This is a genomic window from Streptomyces sp. NPDC047880, assembly GCF_040706515.1.
Taxonomy (GTDB): domain Bacteria; phylum Actinomycetota; class Actinomycetes; order Streptomycetales; family Streptomycetaceae; genus Streptomyces.
In genome coordinates, this window is the sequence record NZ_JBEZOK010000033.1 from 18173 (window position 1) to 41580 (window position 23408).

Here is a 23408-nt window from a genome sequence, read left to right on the forward strand (position 1 = left end):
GCGGAGCCTGCGGTGACCGCAAAGACCAAAACCTCCGTTGCTTCCGGAAGGGAGACAGCCCACCGGAGCCCGGGCACCATGTGGCCCACGTCACCCTCCCCCACAGGGCCTTTACCTACCCGCATCGACGTACCGACAGGTGGTGGCACTCGTGCGCCTGCGCACCCCCCTCGCCCTGCTCGGGGCCGCCGTGCTCGTACTCGTCGGACCACCGCTGCTGACCACCGGCAGCGGCTCCGAGACCGGCACACAGATCCCTGGCCTGCGTTTCATGGTCCCCAACACGCCCGGCGGCGGCTACGACATCACGGCCCGGACGGCTGCGAAGAACGCCGAGGACGCCGGACTGACCCACAACATCGAGGTGTTCAACCTGCCCGGCGCCGGCGGCACCGTGGGCTTGAGCCGGCTGGTGAGCGAACACGGCAACGGCAAGCTCGCCATGTCCATGGGGCTCGGAGTGGTGGGCGCCGTCCGTTCCAACGACGCGCCGAAGACCCTCGGGGACACCACGCCGATCGCCCGGCTCACCGAGGAGCAGGACGTGGTGGTCGTGGCCAAGGACTCGCCGTACAAGACGATCGACGACCTGATCGGCGCCTGGAAGGAGAACCCGGGCAAACTCCCCGTGGGCGGCGGCTCCTCGCCCGGCGGGCCCGACCACCTCGCGCCGATGCTGATGGCGCGGGCCGCCGGGATCCCGCCGAAGCAGGTCAACTACATCCCCTTCGACGGCGGCGGCGAACTGCTCGCCTCGATCCTCGGCAACAAGGTCGCCTTTGGCGTCTCCGGGGTCGGCGAGTACCAGGACCAGATCAAGGCGGGCGAGCTGCGCCTGCTCGCGGTCACCGGCCCGGAACGCGCCAAGGGCCTGGACGCGCCCACGCTGAGGGAGGCGGGCTACGACGTGAACTTCACCAACTGGCGCGGAATCGTCGCCCCTCCCGGCCTGAACGACGGGGAGCGCGACAAGCTGGTGAAGCTGGTCGAGGAGCTCCACGACTCCGACGAGTGGCGCACGTCCATGGAGCAGAACGGCTGGGACGACGCCTTCCTCACCGGCGAGAAGTTCAGCGCGTTCCTCGACGCCGAGGACAAGCGGGTGGTTTCGGTGCTGAAGGAGCTGGGACTGTGACGACGCAGACCGACATACCCACCGCCGAGACCGGCGGCGAACGGCGCTCGTGGCTGCGCGAGCACTCCGAACTCGGCGTGTGCGCGCTGCTGCTGGCGCTGGGCGTGCTCGTCCTGACCGACGCGCTCACCATGGACGTCGACATCGCGCAGCGCGGCCCGGTCGGCCCGAAGACCGTGCCGATCGTGGTCGGCGCCGGCCTGCTGGTGATCGCCGCCCTGCTCGCCGTGGACGTCCTGCGCGGCGGCCGGGGCCAGGCCGAGGGCGGAGAGGACATCGACCTGTCCGAGCCGGCCGACTGGCGCACGGTGCTGCTGCTCGCCGGGGTGTTCCTCGGCGTCGCCGTGCTGATCGAGCCGCTCGGTTTCCCCGTCGCGGGCGCGCTGCTGTTCTGGGGCGCGGCGTTCGCGCTGGGCAGCCGCCGGATCGACCGCGATCCGCTCATCGCCGCCGGGCTGTCCCTCGTCACCTACACCGTCTTCAACAACCTGCTCGGAGTGCCCCTGCCCGGCGGTCCGCTGATGGGAGTGCTGTGACATGAACGCCCTCAACTCCCTTCTGGACGGCTTCGGTACGGCCCTCACCCCGATCAACCTGCTGTGGGCCGCGATCGGCGTCCTGCTCGGCACGGCGATCGGCGTGCTGCCGGGGATCGGCCCGGCGATGGCGGTGGCGCTGCTGCTTCCGGTGACGTACGGGCTCGACCCGATCGGCGCGTTCATCATGTTCGCCGGTATCTACTACGGCGCGATGTTCGGCGGTTCGACCACCTCCATCCTGCTCAACACACCGGGTGAGAGCGCGGCGGTGGTGGCGGCCATGGAGGGCAACCCCATGGCCAAGTCGGGGCGCGGCGCGCAGGCCCTGGCGGCAGCGGCGATCGGGCACTTCGCGGGCGGCATGGTCGGCACGCTGCTGCTGGTGGCGCTCGCACCGACGGTCGCGAAACTCGCCGTGGACATCGGCGCGCCGGACTACTTCGCCATCATGGTGCTGGCGTTCATCGCCGTGACCTCGGTGCTGGGCTCGTCCCGCGTCCGGGGCCTCGCCTCCCTGCTGATCGGCCTCACCCTGGGCCTGGTGGGCCTGGACCAGATGACCGGTCAGCAGCGTCTCACCTTCGGCTCGCTGCAACTGGCCGACGGTATCGACGTGGTGATCGTCGCGGTCGGTCTCTTCGCGATCGGCGAGGCGCTGTGGGTCGCGGCGCACCTGCGGCGCAGGCCGCCCGAGCCGATCCCGGTGGGGCGTCCCTGGCTGGGGCGCGCGGATGTGAACCGGACCTGGAAGTCGTGGCTGCGCGGCCCGTTCATCGGCTTCCCGTTCGGCGCGATCCCGGCCGGCGGCGCGGAGATCCCCACCTTCCTGTCGTACGTGACGGAGAAGCGCCTGTCGAAGCACCAGGACGAGTGGGGCAAGGGCGCCATCGAGGGTGTCGCCGGCCCGGAGTCGGCGGCGTCGGCCTCTGCGGCGGGCACCCTGGTGTCGATGCTGACCCTGGGTCTGCCGACCACGGCGGTGGCTGCCGTGATGCTGGCCGCCTTCCAGCAGTACGGCATCCAGCCGGGTCCGCTGCTCTTCGAGCGTGAGCCCGACCTGGTGTGGGGTTTGATCGCCTCGCTGTTCGTCGGCATGGTGCTGCTGCTCGCGCTGAACCTGCCGCTGGCGCCGGTGTGGGCGAAGCTGCTGCGCATCCCGCGGCCGTACCTGTACGCGGGGATCATGTTCTTCGCGGCGGTCGGCGCGTACGCCGTCGGCGGTGAGGTGATCGACTTGGTGATCCTGCTGATCATCGGTCTGATCGGTTTCGGTATGCGCCGCTACGGACTGCCCGTGCTGCCGGCCGTGATCGGCGTCATCCTCGGCCCCAACGCCGAACAGCAGGTGCGGCGCGCCCTGCAGATCAGCGACGGCAGTGTGACGGGTCTGGTCAACACGCCGTTCGCGGTGACCGTGTACGCGGTGACCGTGCTGCTGCTGGTGTGGCCGCTGCTGCGGAAGGCGGTGACGCGCGGCAGCGCCGAGGCCTGAGGTCCGGCCGTACGGCACTCCGGTACCGGGTGCCGTACGGGAAGCGGATCTCCGCCTCGCCGGTCGCGGCGACCCGTACGCGCGTGCCTGAACCTCGTGCGTACGGGTCGCCGTCTTCGCAGGCGGCCCGGGGTCCTTCGCGTCAGGACGAGAGCAGCCCCCGGCCGAGCCAGCCGGAGGAGTCCCGCACCCCGGGCAGGGCGACGAAGCAGCCGCCGCCGGTCGGGAAAATGCAGTCGACCGCTCCGCCGAAGGCCTCCTGGGTGGTGGGGAGGGAGGCCGATGGACGGGAGTCAGCGGTTCGGGTTCACGTCCTCACGCCGCACCGGCGGCCCGTCACGACACGGGGCTCAGCAGCCGGAGCCGCCGAAGACCTCGGCGGTGTGCTCACCGAGCTCCGGCGGCGGCAGCCGGTGCCGTGCCGGTGACGCGCTCAGTGTGATCGGGCATGCCACCTGCCGGGACCCCGCTCCGCCGCCCGTCCCGGGCACCGTGACGACGCCGGGCAGTCCGAGCCCCTCGGCGAAGGCGAACGCCTCGTCGACGGTGTTCACGGGACCGGCGGGCACCCCGGCCGCCGCGAGCACGCCCGACCAGTGGTCGGCACCCGCCGTACGCAGCCGTTCGCCCAGCACCTCGCACAACTCGGCGCGGTGAGCCACCCGTTGCGGATTCGTGCGGAACCGGGGGTCGCCGGCGAGCTCCGGGCGGCCGAGCACCCCCGCCAGGGCCGCGAACTGTCCGTCGTTGCCTACGGCGAGGGCCAGCGGACGGTCGGCGGTGGGGAAGGTCTCGTACGGGGCGATGCTCGGGTGCGCGTTGCCCATCCGGCCGGGCACGACGCCCGCGACGGCGTACGCCGAGGTCTGGTTGACCATGGCCGACAGCAGGGAGCTCATCAGGTTGACCTCGACGCGCTGCCCCTCACCGGTGGCATCCCGGTGCCGCAGGGCCGCCATGATGCCCAGGGCCGCGTGCAGTCCGGTGATCACGTCGACGAGGGCCACACCGGCCTTGGTCGGTTCCCCGTCGGGCTGCCCGGTGACGCTCATCAGGCCGCCGACCGCCTGGACGAGGAGGTCGTAGCCGGGGATCGCGGCGCCACCGCCGGCACCGAAGCCGCTGATGGAGCAGTACACCAGGCCCGGGTGCCGTTCCTTCAGGTCGTCGTGGCCGAGGCCGAACCTGTCCATCGTGCCGGGCCGGAAGTTCTCCACGAGCACGTCCGACTCGGCGACGAGGGCCCGGGCCCGTTCCCGGTCGGCCTCGTCCGACAGGTCCAGGGTGACCGAGCGCTTGTTGCGGTTGACACCGAGGAAGTAGGTGGAGGTGCCGCGTTCGTCGGCGGGCGGACGCCACTGCCGGGTCTCGTCGCCCGTCCCCGGGCGCTCGACCTTCACCACGTCGGCGCCGAGATCGGCGAGGAGCATGGTCGCGTACGGTCCGGCCAGGACCCGGGAGAAGTCCGCGATCCGCACTCCCTTCAGGGCGCCACGCTCCAGATCCACGTCTGCCTCCGAGAGATCGTCACTGATCGTTTCCGGCTTCGGACTCACCCTCTCACCTCCACTCCTCTTGACGCGTCAATGACAACGATGGCTTGATGTGATGGGAGCGCTCCCACCTCCTCCAGGGAAGGGACCACCATGCACGGAACCCCCCACTCGTCCCGGCACTTACGCGCCACGTCCGGTCCGGGCCTCCTGGCCGCCCTGCTGCTCCTCCTCGGCCTGGCCTTCGCACCCCGCGCGACGGCCGCGCCCGCGGCGGACCCCGTTCGCATCATGCCCCTCGGCGACTCGATCACCGGCTCACCGGGCTGCTGGCGGGCGCTGCTGTGGAACCGGCTGGCCGGCAGCGGATACAAGGACATCGACTTCGTCGGCACCCTCCCCCCGCAGAGCTGCGGACAGGCGCACGACGGCGACAACGAGGGCCACGGGGGCGAGCTGGCCACCAACGTGGCGGACCAGAAACTGCTGCCGGGCCGGTTGGCGTCCACCCGTCCGGACATCGTTGTCATGCACTTCGGGACGAACGACGTCTGGAGCAGCATCGCCCCCGACCGCATCCTCGCCGCCTACACCGAGCTCGTGGCGCAGATGAGGGCCTCGAACCCGGACATGCGGATCCTGGTGGCGCAGCTGATCCCCATGGCCCCTGGTGGCTGCCCGGCCTGTGCGCAGCGCGTCGTCGACTTCAACGCGCGGATCCCCGGCTGGGCCCGGACCACCGGCACCGGCCGCTCCCCCGTCACCGTGGTCGACCAGTGGACCGGCTTCAGCACGGCCACCGACACCTATGACGGCGTGCACCCCAACGCCTCCGGCGACGGCAAGATCGCGGCCCGGTGGTACCCCGCTCTGGCGTCGGCCCTCGACGCCGGGGTGCCGCAGGATCCCGGAGACCCGGGCGGCCCGGGCGGGGAGCCCGCCGCCTGCACCGCGCGCTTCCGGGCCGTTTCCGCCTGGCAGGGCGGTTACCAGGGCGAGGTGACGGTGACGAACACATCGGGATCCGCCGTCCCGGGCTGGACCGCGACCGTCGTACCGGCGAACGGCGCACGGGTGACCCAGCTCTGGAACGGGTCCGTCACCACTGCCGCCGACGGCACGGCCACCGTCACCCACGCGGCCTGGAACGGCGCTCTCGCCCCCGGCGCGAGTGCCACGTTCGGCTTCGTCGCGACCGCCCCCGCAACGGCCGGCGTCCCGGCGGCGACCGTCACCTGCGCCGGTAAGGCGCCGACCGGGTGACGGCCGCGCCGGGGCGGAAGCGTCCCGGCGCGGGCCCGTCCGTACCGGGCCCCACGGCAGGGCCCCGTTCAGCGCCACAGCACCACAGCGCGACCGACACCGAGTGCCACCCGACCCCCACTCCTGGAGCCGTCATGAGACTCCGCACCCCCACCGCGCCACGTCCGGCCACCGTGGCCGCCGCCCTGCTCGCGCTCTTCCTGTCCTTCCTCGTCCTCACCCCGCCGGCCCAGGCCGCGCCCACCGGCTTCCGGGTCCAGAACGGCCGGCTGCTGGAAACCGGCGGGAACGACTTCGTGATGCGGGGCGTCAACCACGCCCACACCTGGTATCCGGACCGGATCGGCTCCCTCGCCCACATCAAGGCCAAGGGCGCCAACACCGTGCGCGTGGTCCTCGCCAGCGGCGACCGCTGGACCCGTAACGACGCCGCCGACGTGACGAACGTGATCTCCCAGTGCAAGCAGAACCGGCTCATCTGCGTCCTGGAGGTGCACGACACCACGGGCTACGGCGAGCAGAGCGGGGCGGCCACCCTCTCCCGCGCGGCCGACTACTGGATCAGTGTGAAGAGCGCCCTGGCCGGCCAGGAGGACTACGTCATCGTCAACATCGGCAACGAACCGTACGGCAACACCGGCTACACGGCGTGGACGGCCGACACCAAGGCCGCGATCCTCAAGCTCCGCAACGCCGGGTTCGGCCACACGCTGATGGTCGACGCGCCCAACTGGGGCCAGGACTGGGCGTTCACGATGCGCGACAACGCCGCCTCGGTCTTCGCCACCGACCCCGACGCCAACACGGTCTTCTCGATCCACATGTACGGCGTCTTCGACACCGCCGCCGAGATCACCGACTACCTGAACCGCTTCGTCACCGCGAAACTGCCCATCGTCGTCGGGGAGTTCGGCCACGACCACTCCGACGGCAACCCCGACGAGGACACCATCCTGGCCGTCACCCGGCAGCTCCGGCTCGGTTACCTCGGCTGGTCGTGGAGCGGCAACGGCGGCGGTGTCGAGTACCTGGACATGGTGACGAACTTCGACCCGAACCAGCTGACCTCCTGGGGGCAGCGGCTCTTCAACGGCGCGAACGGCATCGCCGCCACCGCCGAGGAGGCGGCGATCTACGGTTCCGGCGGGGGCGACACCACTCCCCCGACGGCCCCCGGCATCCCGACCGCCTCCGGTGTCACCTCCTCCTCCGCCACCCTCACCTGGGCCGCCGCCACGGACGCGGCCGGCGTCACCGGCTACGACATCGTGCGGATCAGCGGCGGCTCCGAGACGGCCGTCACCAGCACCACGAGGACGACCGCCACCCTCGCCGGTCTGTCCCCCGCCACCTCCCACACCTTCGCCGTCTACGCCCGCGACGCCGCCGGCAACCGCTCGCCCCGCTCGGGCACGGTGACCGTCACGACCTCGCCCGGCGGCTCACCGGCGGCCTGCGGGGTCGGCTACCGGGTGACGGGCAGCTGGCCCGGCGGCTTCCAGGGCGAGATCGTCCTGCGCAACACGGGAACGGCGGCGATCAACGGCTGGACGCTGCGCTGGACCTTCCCGGACAGTCAGCGCATCACCAACCTGTGGGGCGGCGCGGTGACCCAGAGCGGCTCCGCGGTGAGCGTGGCGGCCGCCCCGTACACCGCGGCGATCCCCGCGTCGGGCTCGGTCACCCTCGGCTTCACGGCCACCCGGTCGGCCGCGAATCCCGGTCCGACGGCCTTCACCCTGAACGGCGCCGACTGCTCCGTGAGCTGACCGGCCCCGTGCGACGGTGCCGCCGCGCCCGGGCCCGGCGGCACCACCGTCCGTGTGATCCGCGTTACAGACCCGCGAAAAGCGGTTTAGGTCGCTCCGCATAGGTCAGGCGGCGGGGATGTCGCACCGGCACCCCCTCGCCGCCTCTCCGGCAAAACGCGTACGCACCCGTCCGGGTTCCCCGCGGGAGGCGCGGTGAGCGAGGACACCCTGCGCATCCGCGCGGTCCCGGCCGGCGGGACGGAGCGGCAGGCACCGCCCGCGAGGGAACCGGCCGCCCGGCGGGACGCGTTCTTCGACAACGCGAAGTACCTCGCGATCGTGCTGGTGGCGATCGGGCACTCCTGGGAGCCGCTGCGGGACGGCAGCCGGGCGGCCACGGCGCTGTACATGGTCGTGTACGCGTTCCACATGCCGGCGTTCATCGTGATCTCCGGCTACTTCTCGCGGTCCTTCGACGCGAGCCCCGGCCGGATCAAGCGCCTGGTCACCGGGCTCGTTGTGCCGTACGTCGTCTTCGAGACGGCGTACACCCTGTTCACCCGGTGGACGGACCAGGAACCGGACCGGCCGGTGAGCCTGCTGGATCCCCTCTACCTGACCTGGTTCCTGATCGCCCTGTTCATCTGGCGGCTGACCACACCGGTCTGGCAGCGCGTGCGGTGGCCGCTGCCGGCCGCCCTGGTCATCGCGATGCTGGCGACGCTCTCGCCGTCCATCGGCAACGACCTCGATCTGCAGCGCACGCTGCAGTTCCTGCCGTACTTCGTCGTCGGTCTGCTGCTGCGCCCCGGGCATTTCCGGCTGGTGCGGCGCCGTGCGGCGCGGATCCTCGCCGTGCCGGTCTTCGCCGGCGCGCTGGCCGTGGCCTACTGGGCGGTGCCGCGGATGAGCGGCGCCTGGTTCTACCACCGCGACAGCGCCGAGGAACTGGCCGCGCCCTCCTGGTACGGGCCGGTCATGACACTGGTGACGTTCGGCTGCTCGCTGGTCCTGGTGGCCTGCTTCCTCGCCTGGGTGCCGGGCCGCCGCACCTGGTTCACCGTGCTGGGCGGGGGCACGCTCTACGGATACCTGCTGCACGGCTTCGTCGCGCAGGGCTCCAAGTTCTGGGGCTGGTACGAGCCTGCGTGGGTGCACCGGCCGCTGGGCGAGATCATCGTGACGGTCGCCGCCGCGGTACTCGTGACCGTCCTGTGCACCCCGCCCGTGCGGCGGGTGTTCCGCTGGGTGATGGAGCCCGACATGGCGTGGGCGTTCCACCGGGACGCGCGCGAACAGGCACGGGAGCGGAACACCGTCCGCGCTTGAGCGAACGCCTCGCCGCTCCTCCTGGACCAGCCGGACGAGCATCACCCCGGGCGTGCGCGGCACCCGCACCGTCAGCGCCTCCCCGTCCCGGACGGCCCGGCCGGCGGCCGTCGACGAGGGGTGCAGGACGCCCGCCCGGGCGCCCCGGCCCGCCAGGCGCCGGACGGGGACGCGAAGTCGGTCCGGCCCACCGCTCCGCTGTGTACGCCGCGGCGGTGCGCAGCGGCCGCAGGAACGGGTTGGCGCGGGCCGCCAGTTGCACGGCGAGCAGGAAGCGGTCGTGGCGTGCGGCGAGGTGCGCCCGCTCATGGGCGAACAGGGCCCCGGACGGTTCCGTCGAGCACACCGGTGACAACCTCACCGGTGAGGGCGAGGGCGACGACGAGTCCGTCAAGGTGAACCTCGCCGCCGTGCCGTCTGCACGTCGCCCACGCGCTCGGCCCCCTGCCCGGGTCGCTCGTCGCGGCCGGCTGGACCCTGGCCCTCGTGGCGGCCCTGACCGGCCTCGCCGCCCTGGCCGGGCCGCTGTACGCGGGCTTGCGCCGACGCGGTGCGCCCCCGGCCGCCGACCAGGTGGAGCACGCCCGGCTGGTCTGGCGGCAGGAGCTGCTCGACCGGGGGATGCTGCCCCACCTGCGCCGGCACCTGGGGTCGCATCCCGAGACGGCGATCACGCCGTGCTCCCCGCCCGATACGCTCACACCGTGCCCGGCCCGGGCCAGAGAGGACAGGACACCATGTTCGGACTGAGCGAGCTCGCGCTCCTTCTCATCGTCGTCATAGCCGTCATCGGGATGAAAAAGCTCCCCGAGCTGACCCGCTCGGCCGGCAAGGCGGCCCGCATCCTGAAGGCGGAGGCCCGCGCGGCCAAGGACGAGGAGGCCGGAACGGCCCCCGCGCCTCGGGTGGTCCAGGGCGAGGTCGTCCCGCCGGGCACCGGCACCACCCCGCCCGGCGCCCGGCCGGCGGGCGCCCCGGACCACACCTGATCCGTCCCCGCGACTACAGCGTGCGTTCCAGGCGGTCCGCCACGAGCCTGACGAAGCGCGCCGGGTCCTTGGGCTGGCCGCCCTCGGCCAGCACCGCCAGCGTGTGCAGCAGCTCCGCGGACTCGGCGAGCTCCGAACGGTCCTCGCTCGCCCGGTACGCCTCGTGCAGCCCCTTCACCAGCGGGTGGCCCGGGTTGAGCTCCAGGATCCGCTTGGTGCGCGGCACCTCCTGGCCCATCGCCCGGTACATGTTCTCCAGGGCCGGGGTCAGGTCGTGCGCGTCGGAGACGATGCAGGCCGGGGAGACGGTGAGCCGCGTGGAGAGGCGGACCTCCTTGATGTCCTCCTCCAGCCGCTCCTTCATCCAGCCGAGCAGCCCGGCGTACTCCTCGGCCTGCTTCTCCCGCTCCTCGCCGGCCTTCTCCGCGCCCTCGGCGTCGAGGTCGATCTCGCCCTTGGTGACGGACCGCAGCTTCTTGCCCTCGTACTCGCCGACGGCGTCGACCCAGACCTCGTCGACGGCGTCGGTGAGCAGCAGGACCTCGATGCCCTTGTCCCGGAACGCCTCCATGTGCGGGGAGTTCTCGATGCTCTGCCGGGATTCGCCGGTGATGAACCAGATGTCGTCCTGGCCGTCCTTCATCCGTTCCACGTACCGCGCCAGCGTGGTCGGCTCGTCGTCGGAGTGCGTGGTCGCGAACGAGGAGACGGCGAGGATGGCGTCGCGGTTCTCGGAGTCGGTGACCAGGCCCTCCTTCAGGGCGGTGCCGAACTCCCGCCAGAAGGTGGCGTAGCGGTCGGCGTCCTTGGTCAGGAGCTCCTTGACCGTGGAGAGCACCTTCTTGGTCAGCCGGCGCTGCATCATGCGGATGTGCCGGTCCTGCTGGAGGATCTCGCGGGAGACGTTGAGCGAGAGGTCCTGCGCGTCGACGACGCCCTTGACGAAGCGGAGGTACGGGGGCAGCAGCGCCTCGCAGTCGTCCATGATGAACACGCGCTTCACGTACAGCTGGACGCCGCGCTTGAAGTCCCGCGTGAACAGGTCGTGCGGGGCGTGCGAGGGGACGAAGAGCAGGGCCTGGTACTCGAAGGTGCCCTCGGCCTGGAGCCGGATCGTCTCCAGCGGCTCGCGCCAGTCGTGGCTGATGTGCTTGTACAGCTCGTGGTACTCGTCGTCGGACACCTCGTCGCGCGAGCGCGCCCACAGGGCCTTCATCGAGTTCAGCGTCTCGGGCTCGGGCGTGTCCTCGCCGTCCTTCGCCTCCGGGACCATCCGGATCGGCCAGGTGATGAAGTCCGAGTAGCGCTTGACGATCTCCCGGATCTTCCACTCCGAGGTGTAGTCGTGCAGCTGGTTCTCGGGGTCGGCGGGCTTGAGGTGGAGCGTGACGGACGTGCCCTGCGGCGCGTCGTCGACGCGCTCCAGGGTGTAGGTGGCCTCGCCGCGCGACGTCCAGCGGGTCCCCTGGCGCTCGCCGGCCCGCCGGGTCACCAGCGTCACCTCGTCCGCCGCCATGAAGCCGGAGTAGAAACCGACACCGAACTGGCCGATGAGCCCCTCGGCCCCGGCGCCGTCCTTGGCCTCCTCCAGCTCCTTGAGGAAGGTGGCGGTACCCGAGTTGGCAATGGTGCCGATGAGCCGTCCGACCTCGTCGTACGACATGCCGATGCCGTTGTCCCGCACCGTGAGGGTGCGGGCCTCCTTGTCGACGTCGAGCTCGATGTGCAGGTCCGAGACATCGGCGTCCAGGGAGTCGTCCCGCAGCTTCTCCAGACGCAGCTTGTCCAGCGCGTCGGAGGCGTTGGAGACGAGCTCCCGCAGGAAGACATCCTTGTTCGAGTAGACCGAGTGGATCATCAGCTGGAGCAGCTGACGCGCCTCTACCTGGAACTCAAACGTTTCGGTCGTCATGGTTCGCGAATCCCTCACAGGTCCCACAGTCGCCTGAACTGGTGACAGTCACTGTAAAACACCAAGTCAGGCCGGGGCCCCGGAAGTCAGACTAGGTGGGCGAAGACGACGAGGTTCTCGGTGTAGTCCCGGGCCTGGCGGTCGTAGGAACCCGAGCACGTGATGAGCCTGACCTGGGCCTGTGACGTGTCGCCGTACACGCGGTCGCTGGGAAAGGCGTTCTTGGCGAACGACTGTGCGGCGTCCACGGCGAAGGTCGCCTTGCTGCCGTCGGCCCGCACGACCTGGAACCGGTCGCCCTTCTTCAGCTCGCCGAGCCCGGCGAACACGGCCGGGGAGGTCGTGGTGTCCACGTGCCCGGCGATGATCGCGGTGCCGGCCTCTCCGGGGGTGTGGCCCTTGGCGTACCAGCCGACGAGGTTGGTGTCGTTCGGCGGCGGGGGCTCCAGCTGGCCCGACGCGTTGATCGCGAGGTCGGTGAAGGGCGCGTCGACCGAGATCTTGGGGATGAGCAGGCGGACCGGCCGGGACCGCGGCAGGTGCGGGCCGTGGGACTGGGCCGGCGCCGCGGACGTGGGCGTGTCGGGCAGGTCCGGGGCGGCCGAGGAGGCGGCCACGGCGGGCGGCGCGTGCGGCGGGCCGGCGTCGTCGGGCGACTCACCGCCGCCGAACAGGTTCACGGTCAGCACCAGGGCGGCCACCGACCAGATCACCGTCACGAATGCGCGGAAGCGCCGTTTGGACGGTGCGGGGCCGAGGTCGGACAGGGCGGAGGGAGAGGCTGCCATCAAGAACCACCTCATTCGGGCACGGCAGCGGGCACGGCACACGGGAGGACGAGCCGGGCCGCCGCGACGTGCGAGGCACGTGCGGCGGCCACGGCGGCTATGAGGTCGGGCCGGTCATGCGGCGCCCTGCGTGGCCTTCCGGCGGCGCAGCGCGTACATGCCGGTGCCGGCCACCGCCAGGGCTGCCAGCCCACCCGCGGTCACGCTCGGCGCGGAGGCCAGCCCGCCGCCACCGGTGTGCACGCCACCGCGCGGCTTGTCGTGCTTGCCCTCCCAGGAGCCCTTGTCGTGCTTGCCGCTCCAGCCGCCCTTGTCACCCTTCTCGTGCTTGCCGGAGCCGCCCTCTTCCTGCTTGCCGCTCCAGCCGTCCTCGCCGTCCTTGTAGGACTCCGGGTCGTACTTGGAGCCCTCCCAGTCGTCCGAGTTCACGGAGGCCAGCGCTCCGCCACCGGTGTGCACCCCGCCGTGCGGCTTGTGGTGCTTGTCGTGCTTGCCCTCCCAGCCCTTCTCCTGTCCGTCCTCCTTGCCGTGCTCCTCGTGCTTGCCCTCTTCACCCTTGTCGCCCTTGTCGTGCTCGGAGCTCCAGTCGTCCGCGGTCACCGCGGCCAGCGCTCCACCACCCGTGTGCACCCCGCCGTGGGGCTTGTGGTGGTCGCTGTCCTTGTGGTGCTCCTTGCTGTAGGAAGTCGAGTCGTGGTCCCCGTCGCCCATGGCGTCGGCGTAGGCGGCGGGTGCGGCGATCGCGAGGGCGGCCGTGGCGGTGGCCGTCGCGAGCATCATGCGGGCAGAGCGCATCGGTGAGTCCTTCCGTCGCGAACCGGGCAGCTGACGCCTCGCCAGCTCACGAGACCCGGTCTCGACGTGAACCACCGTCAGTCGCTCCGGGCCGTCCCACCATCCGGGGCGTGCACACGGGTTACCGCGACACCCTGACGGCGCACACCACGGTCGTCCGGGCGCCATGGGGAGGGACCCCGGAGGAGCGCCCGCGTCAGCGGCGCCCGAACCCCCGGTGCGTCATGCGGGCCGGGTCCGGGTCTGCCGGCTGGGCCGCCAGGCCGACGAGGACCAGCCCGCCCGCGATGAGCAGCCCCTGGGCCAGTGCGATGCCGGAGACCAGCACGACGACGCCGAGCGCCAGCCCCCACCAGGCTCCGGTCCGCCGGTACTCGCGGGGCCGAACGGGGCGGCCGGAGCTCATGGCCCGCGCGAACCGGGGGTCCTCCCGCTCCAGTCGTGCTTCGAGTTTCACCAGACGGTGGTCTTCGGACTGGGGCACGGCTTCTCCTTCCCGGACCCTGAAGCTCCGCAGGATGCTGCTGGACATCCGGCGGGGCCAGGCGGGCGACCGGCACGGCTGGATGCACCGCGTCCACTGCCAGCGGTCCGTGTGCCCGGGGCGGCCCTCGCCCGGGGCACACACGGGCCTCCCGCGAAGCTGCACGGGCGGGTCAGACGTGCCGGTGGTCGATGCCCAGCAGGCTCGCGGCGGCCCGGAAGTCGGCCGTGTGGTGGCCCACCGCGAGGGACCAGTGGTGGCCGACGCCCGTGGCGCTCCAGGCGTCGACCCATTCACCGGGGTCCCGGCCGAAGTCGACGCGGCTGGTGGTGTTGCCGATCTCCAGCAGCGGCCCGGGTACGGCGATTCCCTCGGAGGTGACGAAGGACAGACTGCCGTCGGCGTCCTGGCCGAGGCCCAGCAGGGTGACGGGCCCGTGCCGGACGTCGAACTCGACGCTCACCCCCCAGCCGCGTTTGCCGTGGTAGACGCCGAGCCCGCGCAGCAGCGGGGCACGGGCGCCCACCCCGAGGTCGGCGGGTCCGTCGTGGCCCATCTCCACCACGCCGTCCTCGAAGTTCAAGGCCTGGATCTCGGTGAAGGAGCCTCCGGCACCGACGCTCTGGGACGCCAGCTGGGCCACGGACGTCCGCAGTTCGTATTCGCCCGCCGCGGGCACACCCCGGGCGGTGAGCAGGGAGGCGCCGAGGATCATGCCCGCGCCGAGCCGCTCGTGCAGCTCACCGTCGAGGCCGCGGTGGTAGTAGGCGAGGCTGTCGAGTTCGAAGTCGGCGACCAGCCGGTCCAGGGCGACGGACACGGTCGCGCCCCAGGCGAAGTCCTCCTCCACGACACTGTCGTCCAGGGTGAAGATCCGCCGGGCGAGGGCCATCCGCTCCCGGGTCTCGGCCTCCGACACCCGTTCCACCCGGTGCCGCAGGTCGTCGAACTCCAGGACCTCGACGTGCGACCCGAACGTCGTGGCGAGCAGCGTCGGATCGGTCTGCACGTCGAGCATGCCGGGATACACATGCCCCATGAGGCCGTGCCGGGCGTGCCGGAGCGCGGCACGGATGTGCGCGGCCCGGATCCACTGCTCGATGCGACGCCAGGCGGACTCCTGGCGCAGCCAGCCGGACACCGACCGGAAGGGGATTCCGGCGCGCCGGAAGACGTTGCCGACCTCGGGGACGGGGCACTGCCCGCAGTAGGCCAGCCAGGCACCGGTGTCGAAGGCGGCGTGGTCCATCCTCTCGGACGGCTGGAGGTCGATGATCAGCACCGGTGTGTGCGAGCGCTGGGCGATCGGCAGCACCATCGACGAGGTCAGGTAGGTCGTCAGGAACAGCACGATCAAGTCGCAGTCGGCCCGCCGCAGTTCTTCGGCTGCTCGGGCGCCATCGCGGGCGTCGGAGACGAATCCGGCGTCGGTCACGTCGGCGTCCATCTCCCGGAATCGTCCGGCGACGTACGCGGCCGACTCCTGCAGTTGCGGGAGGAGACCGGGGAACTGCGGCCAGTACGTGCCGAGTCCGCCGGAGACCAGTCCGATGCGGGTGCGGCGCCGGGTGACGGGCGGGAGCAGGTCGTGCGGGGCGGCGGGACGTACGGCCGTGCCGTCCGCGGTCGTTGCCATGGGCGGTGCTCCTTGTCGGGGTGCTGCGGCTCGGGTGCTCTTGCCGGGTGATGCGGCTCCGGTCGCTCCTTGTGCCGGGTGCTGCGGCTCAGGTGCTGGGGACGGGCAGGTCCGCTCGGTCCCGCACGGCACGCGCGGAACGCGGGACCAGGACGCGAATGATGAACGCACCCGCGAACGCCGCCGCCGTCATGCAGGCGGTGATCGTCCAGAGCAGGACGGTGGGGCTGTGGTCGGCCAGGGCGGGGGTGAAGAACGCGGCGACCGCGAAAACCCCCCGCGACAGGGCGTAGGTCAGGCCCTGGGTGGTGCCGCGGGTGTCCGCGGGCAGCGTGAGCTGCGACCACACCTTGTAGTTGGCCTCTCCGGCGAACGGGTTGGAGAGCTGGTAGAGCACGAAGAAGACGAGCATGCCGACGAGTGCGCCCGCGGTGAGGGACGCGATGACGAAGGCGAGGATCTGCACCACCGCGGCCACGTGGAACAGCCGGTCGCGCCAGGGGGTGTCGGCGACGCGCACGAAGGCGAAGGTGAGCAGCACGCCGATCGGGATGGCGGCCAGGTTGATGCCGGTGGCCAGGCTCTGCGAGGCGTCGCTGACGGTGACGAGCAGATAGGTTCCGAACTGGCCGAAGGTGTTGGCTCCGAGGCCCCAGGTCACGTAGAACACGAACGTCGCGGCCATCGGCAGCATCGCGGCGCGGGTCCACACGCTCTTCAGGGGGACGCCCTCGGGGTCGCTCCCGGTGTCCGGTTCCGCGGGCCCGTCGGACAGCTTCAGCCGGGACCGCAGGGCCCAGGTGAGGAGTGCGGCGAGGGCCAGTTGCCCGGTGATGAGCCGGGCGCCGGTCATGCCCGTGGTGGACAGGACGAAGCCGAGGAAGATGGCGACGGCGATGCCCAGCATCCACATGACCTGGGTGAACGCCACCAGTCTCCCCCGGGCCCAGGAGGGTGCCGCGTCCGAGACCACGGCCAGGGACGTCGGCAGGTCGGCGCCGGCCGCGAGCCCGGCGATGAGTACACCGGCCAGCAGGGTGATGTCGTCCGGCGCCAGCGTGATGACGAGGGCGCCGATCGCGAAGCAGAAGATGTCCCAGTTGTAGACGCGGCGGCGGCCGAAGAGGTCGGCGAGCCGTCCGCCGACGAGGGATCCGACGGCGATGCAGCCGGTGACGATCGCGCTGATCGCCCCGGCCATCCACACACCCATGTCGTAACTGTCCCGGTAGATGGCCAGGTTGACGGAGATGCTCACGATCAGCCCGGCGTCGAGGTAGGAGGCCATGCCCGACAGGGCGGCGGCCTTCCAGAGCGGTCTGGGGATGGGGCGGGTACCGGCCATGATGCGACTCCGTCGTCTGGTGACATCGCGGTTCCGGGGGCCTGGTCGCAGCGAATATAGGGGCAGAAAAACGTTGCAACAAGGTGTCGCGCACGTATCGCCGACGTGGCGTCGGATTCGGCGGCACCGGCCGGGGTGTGGCCTGACCGCGCCAGCTCACCTACGGTGAAGGAGGCCTGAAAACGTTTCAGGGGAAGGACCGCCATTCCGTGATCTCCCCCGAGCTCCGGCGACTGTTCGACGACCCGCCCCGCGACTTCGGCCCCACTCCGCTGTGGTGGTGGTCGGGTGCGAAGGTCACCCGCGAGCGACTCGCCTGGCAGATGCGGGCGTTCGCGGCGGGCGGCGTCCACAACCTCGTCGTCATCAACCTGGCCCCGGCCGGCCCGACGTTCGGAGCCCGGGCCGACGATCCGGCGTGGTTCGGCGAGGAGTGGTGGGCGCGCTTCACCGACGCCTGCGAGATCTCGGCGGAACTGGGCACGCGGCTGTGGTTCTACGACCAGATCGGGTTCTCCGGGGCCAACGTGCAAGGCGGTGTGACGCGCCGTCACCCAGAGGCCTCCGGACTGGCACTGCGCTGCCGCGATGTGCGTGTCGCCGGGGGCGCGGTGGACCTGACGGACGCCGGGACGCCGCTGGCGGCGTACTCCCGGCAAGGTCTGCGGCTCGGCCTCTGCGCGGACGGCCGGATCACCGCCGTCGACGGCACCGGGGTCCGGCTCGTCACCGCCGTCCCCACGGCGTTCGACTACCTGGACCGGCACGCCGTGGGTCTGCTGATGGACGCCGTCCACCACGAGTTCGACCGCCGCGTGCCGGAGTACCTGGGCACCGTCATCGCGGGCAGCTTCCAGGACGAACTGCCCGGCACCAACGCCTGGAGCCACCGTTTCGCCGAGGAGTTCCGCACCCGGCGCGGCTACGACCTGCTCGACCACCTGCCCGCCCTGTTCGGCACGGATGCCGGCGTCGCGCAGGGGAAGTTCCGCGCGGACTACTACGCGGTCCGGGCGGAACTGGCCGAGGAGGCCCTGTTCCGGCCGCTCGCCGCCTGGCACCGCGAGCGCGGTCTGCTGCTGGGCAGCGACCAGAGCCACCCCGCCCGCGCGGGCTACCCGGCCCAGTCCACGCAGCTCTACACCGACTACTTCCGCACCCACCGCTGGTACAGCGCCGCGGGCAGCGACCACCACGGCGACGCCAAGGTGCACTCCTCGATGGCCCACCTCCACGGCCACGAACGCGTCTGGATCGAGGCGTTCCACTCCTCCGGCTGGGGCGGCACGCTGGAGGACACCTACGACTGGCTGCTGCCGTTCCTGCGCAGCGGCGCCAACCTCTACAACCCGCACGCCAGTTACTTCGGCACGGCGGGAGGCTGGTTCGAGTGGGCGCCGCCGTCCACCGACTGGCGCCAGCCCTACTGGAGGCAGTACCCGGCGTTCTCCCGGGCCGTGGCGCGGATCTGCTCGATCATGTCGTGGGGCGGTTACGCGGCCGACGTGGCCGTGCTGCACCCGACCGCCACCATGCAGGCCCTGGTGCCGCTGGACGCACCGGTCCGGCACTTCGGCGACGGCCGGCTGGGCGAGGGCCACGCCCTCGCCGACGAGACCCAGCGGCATTACCTGGACCTGTGCGGCACCAACAACTGGCTCGGACCGCATGCCGGTGCCCTGGACCGGCACGGGGTGTCCTTCGACGTCGTCGACGACGACTCGGTCCAGCGCGCCGTGGCCACCGACGGCGCCCTGCGGATCAGGGACCTGGCATACCGGGTGGTGCTGCTGCCCTCGGCGAACGTGCTGGAGGAGTGCACGGCACGGCGACTGTCCGAACTGCTCGACGCCGGAGGGCGGGTGGTGGTCGTGGGCCGCCCGCCCGCGACCGCCGCCGGCCGCTCCGGTGACGACTCCGTCGTGACGGCACTGCTGGCCCATCCCCGGCTGGAGCGGGTGTGCGACCCCGCGGCCGCGGCCGCGGCGCTGGCCGACGCGGCCGGGCACGCGACGGGCGACGTTCCGCTGCTCGTCCGGCGGAAGGGGAACGAGGCGGTGGCACTGGTCACGGCGGCCTTTCCGGAGATCGGCGCGCATCCACTGCGGCCGCCCGGTTCCACGCCCGAGCCCGTGCGCGCCTCGTCCGTCACCGTCCGGGCCGCCGTGGCGCAGGCCGAGATCTGGAACCCGGCGACCGGCTCCCGCAGCCCCGCCCGCGTCACGGTCCGGGCGGACGGCGCCTCGTCGGCCGTCGAGGTGCCTCTGGAGGGCGCCCCGGCGGTCCTCGTCGTCTGGCGCGAGGGCCGTGCGGAACCGGCGCCACCCCCGAAGGCCACGGCGGTCCGGGTGCTCGACCTCTCGTCCGGCTGGCAGGGCCGGCTGGTGCCGACGATGGACAACACCTGGGGCGATCTCGCGCTGCCTCCGGGCACCTCGGTGCGGGAGCCGCAGATCTGGACCATGGAGTGGACCGAGGGGACGGTGTGGGAGCGCGCCCGGGTCACCTACGGCAACCGGATCCGTGTCCTGCCCCCGGTGCCGCTCGACCGGGCTCCCGAGCCGCTGGACGCGGGGGACGTGGAGCGTGTGCTCGCCGGCGAACTGCCGCTGGTGCCGCCGGACCCGGCCTGGGACGCAGGGGTGTACTCGTCGAGCCGAGGCATCCCGGACCAGGGCGGGCTGCTGGGCACCAAGGGGCTGGTGAACGAGGAGTTCGTACGTGTCCCGGTGCCCGCCGCCGGCAGGGCCGCACGGGTCCGGGCGATCGTGGAGACCGGCTTTCGGGGCCCCGCCGAACTGCACGTCGGCGCGGAGGCGGCCAAGCGGGTGTGGTGGAACGGCGAGCCGCTGGGCCCGTACGGCGGCGGCTACCTGGCCTCGGCGCCGGTCACCGTGGGCCGGGACCGCAACGTGCTCGAGTACGAACTGTCCGACGCCCAGGACCGGCCCTCGACGATCTCGGCCGTCGCGGGCACCCCGCTCGGCAGTTTCTTCTGCCTGTCCGAGCCGGGCGGTCTCGGGCCGCGGCCGCGGTTCATGCGTCCGCCGGACGGGGTCCTGCCCGACGGCCGGGTGGTCTATCGCCGACGGCTCCCGGTCCCGGCCGGGGACGCGTGTGCGGTGCTCGTCGTCGGGGCCGCCTGCGCGGTGACGGTGCTGCTCGACGGGGACGTGCTGGCGCGGCAGGAGAAGGTGGAGTACTACGAGGCGGACTGGGGCGCCGTGCCGATGTTCTTCCGGCACGAGCGGGAACTCGGCGCGGGCGAGCATCTGCTGGAGGTCGTGGCCGACAGCGCCGACGTCCGGGACGCGGTGTTCGTCGACCTGGTGGTGCGATCCGCGTCCGGGGTGACGGCCCTGGTCAGCGGCACCGGCTGGGAAGCCCGGACGGGTTCGTGGCGGGGCCGGACCGTCGAGGACGCCCGCCGGCGCGGCGAGTTGCAGCACTGTCACGCGGCCGTGCGGCCGCACCCGCTGCCGGAGACCGCGTGGCTCAACGGCGCGCCGGTGCTCGGCGGTGCCGTGTGGCCGTCGCGGTCCACCGATGACGTCCGGGTGGTGCCGCAGCGATTCCGGTTCACCATTCCGCCGGGGACGGTGTCGCTGGAGCTGCCGTTGGCGCTCGGCGCCACCGTGCGGGTCGGGGACGGTGGCGAACTGCATTTGGCTGGCGACCGGCTGACGCTCCGTCAGCCAGTGCCGGACGTCACCGAGGTCGAGGTGGTCACCGAGCCCACGGCCGTCCTGCGGGGCGGCTCGGCCTGGCGCGGGCCGGTTCGGGTGCGGACCGTGCCGGCGCCGCTGGCGCTGGGCGACTGGTGCGAGCTGGGGCTGGGCGGTTGGAGCGGGGGCGTGACGTACGCACGGGCCGTGGAGGTGCCGGCCGGGCCCGATCCGGTGCTGGATCTGGGGCGGGTGCGGGGCAGCGCGGAGGTCGCGGTAGACGGGGAGTTCGCCGGTGAGGCGTTCTGTCCGCCGTACCGTTTCCCGTTGCGCGGTGCCGCGGGGCGTACCGTCCGGCTGGAGGTGACGGTCCGGGGCACGCTGGCACCGTATCTCGCACAGGCCACGCCGACCGACTGGGCCTTCGCGTCCCAGCTGTCGTCGGGGCTGTGGGGGCCGGTGACGCTGCGGATCCCGTCCGGGGGCTAGGGGTATTGATCACGAGCGTCGTCGACACTCGTCGGGCTTGATCATGGCGAAGGCCAGGTCGTTCTGGTGCGGGTGCGGAACGGCACCGACCGGCCCATCGCCGACCAGGCACAGCACCGCCACAGCTGAACAGCCAGCCCTGGCCCCGGCATTCACCGGGGCCGCACGGACACTCGCCCTGGCCCTCACAAGGTGGTGGCTTCCCACTCCTGTGGGCGGGCGTGGATCTGCTGGAGCAACTGGGTGAACATCGTGCTGTCATAGAGAACGCCGGCGGTCTCAGCGGGGATCCGCTTGTCGTTGATCACGGCGGTGGGTGTGCCGGGCCCCTCGGGCTCCGACGCGTCTCCGGCGCGCTCGTAGGCCTTCTGGGAAGCGGCCACGAAGTCGCGGTACTTCATGGTCTTCACCGCATTGTCGAACGCCGTGCTGCGCAGCCCTTCCACCTGTCCGGCCAGCTCGAGCAGGCGGGCGTCGGTGTAGCCGTCGGCGCTCTCTTCGGGCTGGTTGTAGTAGAGGACTTCGTGGTACTCCACGAACTTGCCCTCCTCCAGTGCCGCACGCAGCGCGTTGACCGCCTTCTTTGATCCGCTGCCGCCGAGGCGGTCGTCGAGGAAGGAGGCCATGGTGTACTCCGTCGAAGCCCAGCGTTTGAGCATCGCCTCGCGCAACTGCGGGCCGCCCGAAGTCTCGAACTGCTCGCAGTAGGGGCACCGCGGGTCCTCGTACAGGTGCACCTTCACTTTCGCGCCGGGATCGCCGACCGTGATGGTGGTACCGTCCGCGCCCAGCTTCTCGGGCAGTTCTTCCGCGATCTCGTACGCGGGCGGTTTTTCTGCGGTCCCGTACGCAGGCCGTTGCTCCGACGGCCCCTCCGCCCGCCCACAGCCCTGCAGTGCCAGCACCACGGCTGCGCACCAGACCAGCCGACGTCCCCCATGCACCATGCGTCACCCCTCCCTGGAACAGGGCGACTCTAGATCATCCGCGGGAATGCGCACCTGCCGGGAGGGGCATCCGCGCCCGGCACGGTTCCTCGGGCGCCGCCTGTCGGCCGGCCCGCCCGGGACGTACCACACCCCAGGCTTGCGTGCGGCCCCTGCACGTGACAACAGCGCGCGAGCCGCTCATGGTTGCTCCTCGCATCAGCTGGCGGGCGGCCGGGTGGAGTCGCGCAGGACGAGGCCCGGGGCGAAGACGCGGGTCTCGTGGAGGTGGTCCGCGCGGGCCTCGATCTCGTCGAGCAGCATCTCCACGGCCGCCCGGCCGAGGTCCTCGACCGGTTGCCGGACCGTCGAGAGGGTCGTCGCCCCGAAGGTCGCGACGTCGAGGTCGCCGTAGCCGACGACCTGCACGTCCTCGGGGATGCGCACGCCCCGTTCGGTCAGGCCGCGGCACAGTCCCGCGGCGAGGAAGTCGTTGGTGCAGAACACCCCGTCGGGCAGGTCCGTCAGCCCGCGGGCGATCTCCGTGCCGTACGCGACGGTCATCCGCTCGGCGACGACCTGGCCGAGCCGGGCCTCGCGGCGGCTGCGTACGGCCTGCCGGGCGCCCTGGTAGCGGTCCGCGCACTGGCGGATGCCGCGCTCGCCGTTGACGACGAGGATGTCACGGGCCCCGCTGTCCAGGAGGTGCTGTACGGCGATGCGGCCGCCGGCGATGTCGTCGACGGAGGCCGAGCAGCCCTCCCGGTCGGGCATCGCGCGGTCGGCCAGGACGAGCGGGATGCCTCGCTCGCGCAGCCGGGCCAGCCGGCCCGGGTCGGCACTGAGCGGCACGACGACGACTCCGACGGCCCGCTGTTCGACGAGCATGCCGAAGTAGCCCTGCTCCCGTTCGGGGGCGTCCCCGCTGTGGCAGAGGACGAGGGAGTAGCCGTGGTCGTAGGCGGCGTCCGCGGCGCCGCGCGCGATGCGTGCGTAGAAGGAGTTGGTGACGTCGGGCAGGACGAGCCCGATCGCGGAGGAGTGGCCGGTGCGCAGGCCCGCCGCTCCCGGGTGGGGGACGTAGTCGAGCTCGGCGACGGCGACGCGGACGCGTTCGGCGGTCCGGGCGGTGACGCGCTCGGGCCGGTTGAGCACGTTGGACACCGTCGACACCGAGACCCCGGCGGCTGCGGCGACGTCCTGGATGCGGGCGGGGCGTGCCGGAACGGCGTCCACCCCCTCGCTGTTGCGGCCGCGCGACCAGGCACGACGATGGCCTTCATGGGCGCCGCAAGTATAACGTGGCCGGGGTTGGAACGTTTTTCTCCGGTTTCGCGGGTGAGGTTCTGGTGGCCCGGCAGGGCGTCTGCCGGGCCA

At 72.0% G+C, this 23408-nt stretch carries 18 protein-coding genes and 2 pseudogenes; 10 read left to right on the forward strand and 10 right to left on the reverse strand.

Annotated features, from left to right (window positions below; genetic code table 11):
* Positions 1 to 151: 151 nt before the first annotated feature.
* Genes AB0937_RS34510 through AB0937_RS34520 form a run of 3 tightly spaced genes read left to right on the forward strand, consistent with a single transcriptional unit; the run spans position 152 to position 3166 of the window.
* A complete protein-coding gene (locus tag AB0937_RS34510) occupies positions 152 to 1135 on the forward strand; it encodes a tripartite tricarboxylate transporter substrate binding protein (protein WP_366717602.1) in 984 nt (327 codons plus the stop codon).
* Positions 1132 to 1671, forward strand: a complete 540-nt coding sequence (locus AB0937_RS34515) for a tripartite tricarboxylate transporter TctB family protein (protein ID WP_366717501.1) — start codon at positions 1132 to 1134, stop codon at positions 1669 to 1671. The genes AB0937_RS34510 and AB0937_RS34515 overlap by 4 nt, the downstream gene beginning before the upstream one ends.
* Before the next feature lies 1 nt (position 1672).
* Positions 1673 to 3166, forward strand: a complete 1494-nt coding sequence (locus tag AB0937_RS34520) for a tripartite tricarboxylate transporter permease (RefSeq protein WP_366717503.1) — start codon at positions 1673 to 1675, stop codon at positions 3164 to 3166.
* A gap of 350 nt (positions 3167 to 3516) precedes the next feature.
* Here the strand turns inward: AB0937_RS34520 and AB0937_RS34525 are convergent, their stop codons facing one another.
* The gene (locus tag AB0937_RS34525; protein ID WP_366717604.1) at positions 3517 to 4668 is read right to left on the reverse strand and encodes a CoA transferase; all 1152 of its coding nucleotides are present in this window, start codon (positions 4666 to 4668) and stop codon (positions 3517 to 3519) included.
* 144 nt (positions 4669 to 4812) lie between these two features.
* On the opposite strand from AB0937_RS34525, the gene AB0937_RS34530 reads away from it, so the two are divergent.
* The 3 genes from AB0937_RS34530 to AB0937_RS34540 all read left to right on the forward strand — a co-directional run bounded on the left by AB0937_RS34530 (position 4813) and on the right by AB0937_RS34540 (position 9002).
* Positions 4813 to 5922 (forward strand): GDSL-type esterase/lipase family protein, encoded by a 1110-nt coding sequence (locus AB0937_RS34530; protein ID WP_366717505.1) that lies wholly within the window; start codon positions 4813 to 4815, stop codon positions 5920 to 5922.
* A 134-nt stretch (positions 5923 to 6056) separates the two neighbouring features.
* Entirely contained in the window at positions 6057 to 7691 is a 1635-nt protein-coding gene (locus AB0937_RS34535; RefSeq protein ID WP_366717507.1) for a cellulase family glycosylhydrolase, read from the forward strand.
* Between the two features lie 195 nt (positions 7692 to 7886).
* Positions 7887 to 9002, forward strand: coding sequence for an acyltransferase family protein (locus AB0937_RS34540; protein WP_366717509.1), 1116 nt, complete (start codon positions 7887 to 7889; stop codon positions 9000 to 9002).
* A 184-nt stretch (positions 9003 to 9186) separates the two neighbouring features.
* Here AB0937_RS34540 and AB0937_RS34545 read toward each other — a convergent pair.
* Positions 9187 to 9324, reverse strand: a pseudogene (locus AB0937_RS34545) (M56 family peptidase); the annotation flags it as partial.
* Here AB0937_RS34545 and AB0937_RS34550 point away from each other — a divergent pair.
* From AB0937_RS34550 to AB0937_RS34560, 3 genes and pseudogenes are all read left to right on the forward strand, one after another.
* Positions 9320 to 9421 (forward strand): annotated as a pseudogene (locus AB0937_RS34550) (TerD family protein); the annotation flags it as partial. The pseudogenes AB0937_RS34545 and AB0937_RS34550 sit on opposite strands and share 5 nt — an antisense overlap.
* A 67-nt stretch (positions 9422 to 9488) precedes the next feature.
* Complete coding sequence (locus AB0937_RS34555; RefSeq protein ID WP_366717610.1) at positions 9489 to 9752, forward strand: hypothetical protein; 264 nt, start codon at positions 9489 to 9491, stop codon at positions 9750 to 9752.
* Positions 9740 to 9991 carry a twin-arginine translocase TatA/TatE family subunit gene (locus tag AB0937_RS34560; protein WP_366717606.1) on the forward strand — a complete coding sequence of 84 codons (252 nt, stop codon included), beginning with the start codon at positions 9740 to 9742 and terminating at the stop codon, positions 9989 to 9991. The genes AB0937_RS34555 and AB0937_RS34560 overlap by 13 nt, the downstream gene beginning before the upstream one ends.
* 13 nt (positions 9992 to 10004) lie before the next feature.
* Here the strand turns inward: AB0937_RS34560 and htpG are convergent, their stop codons facing one another.
* The 6 genes from htpG to AB0937_RS34590 form a co-directional block, all read right to left on the reverse strand.
* The gene (htpG, locus tag AB0937_RS34565) at positions 10005 to 11903 is read right to left on the reverse strand and encodes a molecular chaperone HtpG (protein ID WP_366717511.1); all 1899 of its coding nucleotides are present in this window, start codon (positions 11901 to 11903) and stop codon (positions 10005 to 10007) included.
* An 86-nt stretch (positions 11904 to 11989) separates the two neighbouring features.
* Positions 11990 to 12691: a class F sortase gene (locus tag AB0937_RS34570; RefSeq protein ID WP_366717513.1), complete on the reverse strand. Its 702-nt coding sequence runs from the start codon at positions 12689 to 12691 to the stop codon at positions 11990 to 11992.
* Between the two features lie 114 nt (positions 12692 to 12805).
* On the reverse strand, positions 12806 to 13486 hold the full coding sequence (locus AB0937_RS34575) for a hypothetical protein (protein WP_366717515.1): 681 nt from the start codon (positions 13484 to 13486) through the stop codon (positions 12806 to 12808).
* 196 nt (positions 13487 to 13682) lie between these two features.
* Entirely contained in the window at positions 13683 to 13970 is a 288-nt protein-coding gene (locus AB0937_RS34580; RefSeq protein ID WP_366717517.1) for a DUF3040 domain-containing protein, read from the reverse strand.
* Positions 13971 to 14142: 172 nt separating this feature from the next.
* Complete coding sequence (locus AB0937_RS34585) at positions 14143 to 15606, reverse strand: L-fucose/L-arabinose isomerase family protein (protein ID WP_366717519.1); 1464 nt, start codon at positions 15604 to 15606, stop codon at positions 14143 to 14145.
* An 88-nt stretch (positions 15607 to 15694) separates the two neighbouring features.
* Positions 15695 to 16951, reverse strand: coding sequence for an MFS transporter (locus tag AB0937_RS34590; RefSeq protein ID WP_366717521.1), 1257 nt, complete (start codon positions 16949 to 16951; stop codon positions 15695 to 15697).
* Positions 16952 to 17160: 209 nt separating this feature from the next.
* Here AB0937_RS34590 and AB0937_RS34595 point away from each other — a divergent pair, with 209 nt between their 5' ends.
* Positions 17161 to 21105: a glycosyl hydrolase gene (locus AB0937_RS34595; RefSeq protein ID WP_366717523.1), complete on the forward strand. Its 3945-nt coding sequence runs from the start codon at positions 17161 to 17163 to the stop codon at positions 21103 to 21105.
* A 185-nt stretch (positions 21106 to 21290) separates the two neighbouring features.
* Here the strand turns inward: AB0937_RS34595 and AB0937_RS34600 are convergent, their stop codons facing one another.
* On the reverse strand, positions 21291 to 22052 hold the full coding sequence (locus AB0937_RS34600) for a thioredoxin domain-containing protein (RefSeq protein ID WP_366717524.1): 762 nt from the start codon (positions 22050 to 22052) through the stop codon (positions 21291 to 21293).
* A 198-nt stretch (positions 22053 to 22250) separates the two neighbouring features.
* Positions 22251 to 23267 carry a LacI family DNA-binding transcriptional regulator gene (locus AB0937_RS34605; protein WP_366717526.1) on the reverse strand — a complete coding sequence of 339 codons (1017 nt, stop codon included), beginning with the start codon at positions 23265 to 23267 and terminating at the stop codon, positions 22251 to 22253.
* Between the last annotated feature and the right edge of the window lie 141 nt (positions 23268 to 23408).

Excerpts from the sequence above, each read along its gene's own strand:
- AB0937_RS34520 (WP_366717503.1), top strand. The coding sequence starts at position 1,673 with ATGAACGCCCTCAACTCCCTTCTGGACGGCTTCGGTACGGCCCTCACC.
- AB0937_RS34530 (WP_366717505.1), top strand. The coding sequence starts at position 4,813 with ATGCACGGAACCCCCCACTCGTCCCGGCACTTACGCGCCACGTCCGGT.
- AB0937_RS34535 (WP_366717507.1), top strand. The coding sequence starts at position 6,057 with ATGAGACTCCGCACCCCCACCGCGCCACGTCCGGCCACCGTGGCCGCC.
- AB0937_RS34560 (WP_366717606.1), top strand. The coding sequence starts at position 9,740 with ATGTTCGGACTGAGCGAGCTCGCGCTCCTTCTCATCGTCGTCATAGCC.
- htpG (WP_366717511.1), bottom strand. The coding sequence starts at position 11,903 with ATGACGACCGAAACGTTTGAGTTCCAGGTAGAGGCGCGTCAGCTGCTC.
- AB0937_RS34570 (WP_366717513.1), bottom strand. The coding sequence starts at position 12,691 with ATGGCAGCCTCTCCCTCCGCCCTGTCCGACCTCGGCCCCGCACCGTCC.
- AB0937_RS34575 (WP_366717515.1), bottom strand. The coding sequence starts at position 13,486 with ATGCGCTCTGCCCGCATGATGCTCGCGACGGCCACCGCCACGGCCGCC.
- AB0937_RS34585 (WP_366717519.1), bottom strand. The coding sequence starts at position 15,606 with ATGGCAACGACCGCGGACGGCACGGCCGTACGTCCCGCCGCCCCGCAC.
- AB0937_RS34590 (WP_366717521.1), bottom strand. The coding sequence starts at position 16,951 with ATGGCCGGTACCCGCCCCATCCCCAGACCGCTCTGGAAGGCCGCCGCC.
- AB0937_RS34600 (WP_366717524.1), bottom strand. The coding sequence starts at position 22,052 with ATGGTGCATGGGGGACGTCGGCTGGTCTGGTGCGCAGCCGTGGTGCTG.